Origin of the sequence: Thermoplasma sp., from assembly GCF_023256435.1 — an archaeon.
GTDB lineage: Archaea > Thermoplasmatota > Thermoplasmata > Thermoplasmatales > Thermoplasmataceae > Thermoplasma.
In genome coordinates this window covers 1,098-7,303 of the sequence record NZ_JAGDXM010000018.1, presented here as the reverse complement: position 1 = coordinate 7,303, position 6,206 = coordinate 1,098, and the positions used below count along the sequence as shown (strand labels likewise).

The following is a 6,206-nucleotide window of genomic DNA, read 5'->3' as shown; positions in this document are numbered from 1 at the left end:
ACTTCGAATTCAGGAATAAGCTTCCCATATCCAACGGTTTATTCCAATCTGAACGTCTCTAATACTAAATACGCAGCTAATTATCTTGCAAACATGCTCTCACACTTCGAACCATGGAGCAATACGACACAGGCGGCCCTTATATCATATCCAAACCAGGCAGTATACGTGCCCAACTACAACAAAACAATGTATACAGGCGGCAACCAGCCTCTTAACGTCACCATAAAGCTCCTGAAGCCGTATCCGTTCTTCCTGCAGGATATGGCAGAATGGTGGGGAAACATAGCGGATCCGATGTTCATAGACAATAACGATGGTGTATTGGCGGCGTCTCCAAACAACTATACCGATGCAAACGGAATGCCAGGCACCGGTCCATACTACATAAGCGGTGTTCAATCCTCGCTTTCTTCAGTCACTCTTACTAAAGCGCCTGACTATTGGGGTAACGCCTATTGGAGCATGCCAAATCACGGAGGTCTACCGGCCATTGCTCAGCCAGCACACATAGGTGTTGTGGTTATGGACTTCCCGATAGACCATTCTGGTAGAGTCAGCGGTTTCCTTGACAACACTTATCAGATATCTGTGGTTAGCTCATCTTATTTGAGCTCAATAATAGGTCAGGGTTCATTCAAGAACATACCGCTTAATGCCTATTTCCAAAACTTTGGTGCTAATCCAGCAGTGTTCTACATATCGATGAACAACTATCTGTATCCGACTAACAACACTTACTTCAGGATGGCTCTATGGTATGGTACAAACTACAGCGCTCTGAACACACCGTTCTATTACACCGAGCCAAATGGCACGAAACTGTTCCTTGCACAGGATTATATAGGCCCAATATCGCCAGGATTCGCCAACTTCTATAACAATGCGACAGCAGGGCTACAGCCGCCGACCTATAACTTGGCACTAGCGGAACATTATCTTAACATAGCTGGACAGCAGGAGCATTTCTTCGTTACATTGCCAAATGGGACGAAACTTGGTGATGTATCTTCCTCAAGTACTACGGCACAGATCGTACTTTCCGTTGGTAGCCTACTTGACAATATGCTGATGGCTCCTGTGAAAATATTTTAAATAAAATAATTTTTTTCCTATTTTAAAAAAATATTTGTATTTTGATTGGTTTTATTTATCAATGTCTGATCAGGATGAGCTTTCGCTTAGAGAGATTTTTTTAAAGGAGGAGATAGAAAGAAAGAAAAAAATTTTAACAAAAATAGATGATGATATAAGATCACTTTCCGTCTATGAAAATGAATTGTTAAGTGAACTTGGTGATCAGGATGAACGATGAACTTAAAAGAATACTTGCACTCTCATCCGAATCCGCTGCCCTTGATAGGGAGATCACAGAGAAGCAGTTAGAGATACAGAAGATGATAATGAGGATCTCCGGTCTCATCTCTCTTTATCGGATAAAAAAAGGACATGATCCATCATCTGAAATAATTCAATTAAGGGATCGCCTTTTTAGGGAGTATATGCGGAAATGATATGTATCTTTTCCATCATTAAATCTTATTTCAATATACATACACATTAATTTATAAATATGAAATAAATATAAAATGTATACAAGCGGTTGTCAAAAAAATGCATGGCTCTTGTTAGTTATAGCCTAGATAAACTTTATTAGATGAATTTCCATAATGGGCTAGCATGGATAGCAGAACCATAGCTTTTATAATCAGAAGAGTAATATATGCCATATTCACACTTTTGATACTTATAGTTTTCATATTTACTCTGATACACATTATAGCTCCCAATCCATTGGCATTGGCGAGACTTTACGCAGGAAATCCACACGCATCGCAATCTGAATTGATCGGTATTGAGAAAAAATATGGCCTTAACCTACCAATATACGATCAGGTCATTAATTATATTAAAGACGTATTTACTGGGAATCTTGGTTATGATTATCTTCATGATCAACCTGTTTTGAAATTGATAAGTGAATATCTTCCTATAACGCTAGAGTTTGTTCTGACTGGCATAGTGCTTTCCGTCATAATAGGTCTTTTTACTGGTGCTTACGCAGCTGCAAGGCGTAGAAAACCAGCGGATTATACGATAAAGGGAATATATCTGGCTACATGGTCTATGCCTACTTTTCTGCTGGCTGCAGTTCTTCAATTGTATATAGCATATGACTTGAAACTTCTCCCGGCAACGGGAATGGTGGATCCGACACTGAAGCCACCTCCGAATGTGTTGGCATTTCCCCTTTTAAATGCCATATACGCCCATGATTGGATTTATGCATCAAGTGTTATCCACCATATGATCCTTCCCACTCTTTCGGTGGCTCTCCTATCCTTCGGTGTAATAACTAGGTTGACTAGATCAACAATGCTTGATATAATGGATATGGATTATTTCAGGTTAACAATAATGAAGGGAATACCGAGGAGGCATGCAGTTTATCACGTTGCTTTGAGGAACGCGGCCATACCTCTGGTTACATATATAGTGTTGGCTTTCGCTTACGCAATGGGCGGAGCTGTGGTGATAGAAGACATATTCTCATATCACGGCATGGGTTATTATATTGTGCAGGCCGTGTATAATCTTGATTATCCAGGGATACTAGGTACCACCATAATAATAGCGGTAGCTGTGATCGTAGCAAATCTGGTGGCGGACATACTCTATGGTATTCTTGATCCAAGGGTGAGGCTTGAATGACTGAAGGAAATGTAACTGCGAGCATTACGGAAAGGAAACCTAAACGCCAGAGCAGGGTGCTTTCCTACCTGAAAATAATGGTTAAGGATCCATCTGCAGCTTTGGGGCTTGTTATCGTTGTGGCTTTTCTGGGCTGGTCTGTTATCCAGGGTATTCTTGAATTTTTATTTGGTACTTCTGGCCCAGCAATAGCCCTCTTGCCACACAATCCATTTCAATATAATCTGGTTGTCGGTCTTCACCCGCCCGACAGTACGTATCTTCTGGGTACCAATGCAAACGGCGAGGACATACTGTCAAGGATGCTGTACGCCATGCCAAGAGATGCCTACATTTCTATAATTGTGGTTCTCTCAGGAGTCCTTCTTGGAGGTCTATTTGGAATAATAGCTGGATATAGGGGAGGATACATCGATGAAGTTATAATGAGGATAACCGATGCTTTCCTATCCCTGCCCGCGCTTATACTCGTAATCGCCCTATCAGTCCTCTTCCATGAAACACTGGGCGGCGTTATCCTGGCCCTTGTAATTGTATGGTGGCCAATATATGCGAGGTTCTTCAGAGCGCAGACGCTTAGGATAAAGAACCTCGATTTTGTCCAGGCAGCCAAACTGAGCAATGTTTCATTTCTAAAACTTTTCTTCAGTTACCTTTTCATAAATTCCATTGATCCGGTCGTCGCCTATGCAGCTCTTGATTTTGGTAACGTTATCTTAACATATTCCACACTGGCTTTTCTTGGCATAGGTCTTGAGCCTCCAATACCAGAACTTGGTTCAATGGCTTCAAATGGAGTAGGAACATTGCCTACCGGATGGTGGTATGCTGTCTTTCCGGGCTTAGCGATACTGATCATAGTCATAGGGTTTGTGCTAGTGGGAGATAGAATGCAGGACATAGTCTCAAATAGGATCAACTATTAGGTGCATCTCTATGTTGTTAAGCATAAAACATCTCAATGTATGGTACAATACTGTAGCTGGCAAATACAAGGTGATAGATGATCTCAATCTGGACATCGACCAGGGTGAACTGGTCTCTCTCGTTGGCGAATCTGCTTCTGGAAAGTCGACATTGGGTCAGGTCATCTCAAGGATGCTACCACCGGTTGGAATAACCTCTGGAGAGGTCATACTGGATGGTGTAGATGTCTTGAAACTTTCCGAAAAGGAAATGACCAAGATCAGAGGAACTACGGTTTTTATGATATTTCAGAACCCACTTAACAGTCTCAATCCAGTTAAGAGGGTTGAAGATCAGCTTATGGAGGCGCTTGCCATAAGAAACAGCAGAATGAATATACAGATGACTGTGGAAGAGGCTAGGAATGAGGTGATTAAAGCTTTAGCTAGTCTCAGACTACCAGACCCAGAAAAGATAATGATAAGATATCCTCATGAGCTTTCAGGCGGTCAGGTCCAGAGAGTTGTAATATGCATGGCCCTTCTATTGAGACCAAAACTATTGATCGCTGATGAACCAACCACAGCTCTTGATGTCACAATCCAAGCGCAAGTTGTGAAATTGCTAAAGGATCTCAATAAAGATACGAAAATGACCATCATATTCATCACCCATGATGTGGGACTTGCATATGTGCTATCGGATCGTATGCTGGTTTTTTATGCCGGCCGCGTAATGGAACAAGGACAAACCGTGGAGGTCGTTAAAAATCCTCTGCATCCGTATACTTCTGGTCTTCTGGCAAGTATTCCGTCTTCCCCAAAACATACTGGTAAACTATATTCTATCCCGGGGTCTCCTCCTTCCTATCTATCACTTCCTGCCGGCTGCAAATTTGCACCTAGATGCAGGTTTGCTTTTGAGCGATGCTTCCAAGAGGAGCCTAGTTATATTAAGAAGGACAATAGATTGATAAGGTGTTGGTTATATGAGTGAGATATATTCTCTCAAGAATGTGAAGAAATATTACCTTGCCCAAAAACGCGGTATAATAGATGCGATAGTTAAAGTTCCTAAAATATATGTGAGGGCCCTGGACGATGTTAGTATTTCTATTGCTGATGGTAATGTAATAGGCGTAGTCGGCGAAAGTGGATCCGGGAAATCAACTATGGGAAAGGTTATGGTAACCTTGGAAACGCCGACAGACGGAGAACTCTATTTCAAGGGTAAAAAGGTTACGAAGGCAGAATATCCAAATATCAGAAAGCAGGTAGATATGGTATTTCAGAATCCAGCTACTTCGTTGAATCCTAAGATGAAGGTTAAGGACATCGTGTCTGAGCCGCTGGGTCATTTCGATGAAAGCGCCATTAAGGAGGTTATATTGAAGGTTGGCCTGGCATATGACGAAGTAAAGGACAAACAATCAAGGGAGCTTTCAGGCGGTCAGGTACAGAGAGTTGCCATCGCTCGAGCTCTCATGAAGAGACCAGAGCTGTTGGTTCTGGATGAACCTACATCCGCTCTTGATGAGTCTATTCAGGCCCAGGTACTGAATCTTTTGGTGGATCTGCAATCAGAATATAAGATGACTTACATATTCATAACGCATAATATATTAGTAGCTAAATACATCTCAGACTATATTGTTGTTCTCTATGCCGGCAAGATTGTGGAATATGGTCCGACTTCAGAAGTTCTCTCCAAGCCATTGCACCCATATACCCAGTTATTGCTCAGCTCGGTACCAACACTTGATGTTAAAGATGTGAAACCTCCAATTGGAGACGTGCCTAGTTTGATCAATCTTCCTCAGGGCTGTCGTTTCAATCCCAGGTGTCCTTTTGTTATGGAAAAGTGCAGAAAGGAAGAACCTCCTTTAATCAGTCAGGGTCAGAATTATCAGGTGGCATGCTGGCTTTATGAATAGTAAGGGCTATGCAAAAACTACTGTTAAAAGTGTGATTGCTCTTCTTGTTTTTTCTAGCGTATTGGAAATAAGTTCCAGAAATATTTATAATTATTTGATATTCGTTGCCACTTGGCTAGGGCTCACCTTCCTATATGAACTATATAAATATTCAACGAAATACAGCCTAGAAGAAGACGGGATACATATAAAATCGCCGCTTAAATCTGATGTAATATTCTATTATAACATCAGAGATGCTTTCATGACGGAGGGATTCCTTCAGAAGAGGTTTGGGCTTTCATCGGTATATGTTATAACACCCAAGCAGGCAATAGCCATAAGAGACCTGAAAGATGGAAAGGAATTTCTTAACACCGTTGAGGATCATATAGGAAGGAAAAGAACCGAATGACCTCAATTTATCATTCTTATCTACATTGATACGCCTTTGTCACCGAAATGGCGCAAAAAGATACACTATGCAAAATTCTAAAATGAATGAGAGACAATATATTTCATATGTAAATTGTTCTACTAAATTTTTAATATCTAATTTTGTTACGATATTTGTAAATGAACATATATGTGATAACCAGAAAGATCATACAGGATATAGTACTGATCATATTTGTCGTGGTAATACTTTACGTAGTATTCAGATTGATGCCAGGAA

At 41.0% G+C, this 6,206-nt stretch carries 8 protein-coding genes; all 8 read left to right on the top strand.

What is annotated here, in order from left to right; translation table 11 throughout:
• Positions 1 to 1,095, top strand: a 1,095-nt coding sequence (locus Q0C15_RS02205) for an ABC transporter substrate-binding protein (protein WP_297215563.1), incomplete at its 5' end; no start/stop codon positions are given.
• A 61-nt stretch (positions 1,096 to 1,156) separates the two neighbouring features.
• Positions 1,157 to 1,315 (top strand): hypothetical protein, encoded by a 159-nt coding sequence (locus Q0C15_RS02200; RefSeq protein ID WP_297215561.1) that lies wholly within the window; start codon positions 1,157 to 1,159, stop codon positions 1,313 to 1,315.
• A complete protein-coding gene (locus tag Q0C15_RS02195; protein WP_297215558.1) occupies positions 1,305 to 1,514 on the top strand; it encodes a hypothetical protein in 210 nt (69 codons plus the stop codon). Before Q0C15_RS02200 ends, Q0C15_RS02195 begins: the two co-directional genes overlap by 11 nt.
• A 166-nt stretch (positions 1,515 to 1,680) precedes the next feature.
• A complete protein-coding gene (locus Q0C15_RS02190) occupies positions 1,681 to 2,712 on the top strand; it encodes an ABC transporter permease (RefSeq protein WP_297215554.1) in 1,032 nt (343 codons plus the stop codon).
• A gap of 77 nt (positions 2,713 to 2,789) precedes the next feature.
• Entirely contained in the window at positions 2,790 to 3,638 is an 849-nt protein-coding gene (locus Q0C15_RS02185) for an ABC transporter permease (protein WP_367181947.1), read from the top strand.
• 10 nt (positions 3,639 to 3,648) lie between these two features.
• The gene (locus Q0C15_RS02180) at positions 3,649 to 4,614 is read left to right on the top strand and encodes an ABC transporter ATP-binding protein (RefSeq protein ID WP_297215547.1); all 966 of its coding nucleotides are present in this window, start codon (positions 3,649 to 3,651) and stop codon (positions 4,612 to 4,614) included.
• A complete protein-coding gene (locus Q0C15_RS02175; protein WP_297215544.1) occupies positions 4,607 to 5,551 on the top strand; it encodes an ABC transporter ATP-binding protein in 945 nt (314 codons plus the stop codon). Before Q0C15_RS02180 ends, Q0C15_RS02175 begins: the two co-directional genes overlap by 8 nt.
• A complete protein-coding gene (locus Q0C15_RS08000; protein ID WP_367181943.1) occupies positions 5,544 to 5,945 on the top strand; it encodes a PH domain-containing protein in 402 nt (133 codons plus the stop codon). Before Q0C15_RS02175 ends, Q0C15_RS08000 begins: the two co-directional genes overlap by 8 nt.
• Positions 5,946 to 6,206: the final 261 nt, after the last annotated feature.

Coding starts and splice junctions, on each gene's coding strand:
- Q0C15_RS02200 (WP_297215561.1), top strand. CDS start 1,157: ATGTCTGATCAGGATGAGCTTTCGCTTAGAGAGATTTTTTTAAAGGAG.
- Q0C15_RS02195 (WP_297215558.1), top strand. CDS start 1,305: ATGAACGATGAACTTAAAAGAATACTTGCACTCTCATCCGAATCCGCT.
- Q0C15_RS02190 (WP_297215554.1), top strand. CDS start 1,681: ATGGATAGCAGAACCATAGCTTTTATAATCAGAAGAGTAATATATGCC.
- Q0C15_RS02185 (WP_367181947.1), top strand. CDS start 2,790: ATGGTTAAGGATCCATCTGCAGCTTTGGGGCTTGTTATCGTTGTGGCT.
- Q0C15_RS02180 (WP_297215547.1), top strand. CDS start 3,649: ATGTTGTTAAGCATAAAACATCTCAATGTATGGTACAATACTGTAGCT.
- Q0C15_RS02175 (WP_297215544.1), top strand. CDS start 4,607: ATGAGTGAGATATATTCTCTCAAGAATGTGAAGAAATATTACCTTGCC.
- Q0C15_RS08000 (WP_367181943.1), top strand. CDS start 5,544: ATGAATAGTAAGGGCTATGCAAAAACTACTGTTAAAAGTGTGATTGCT.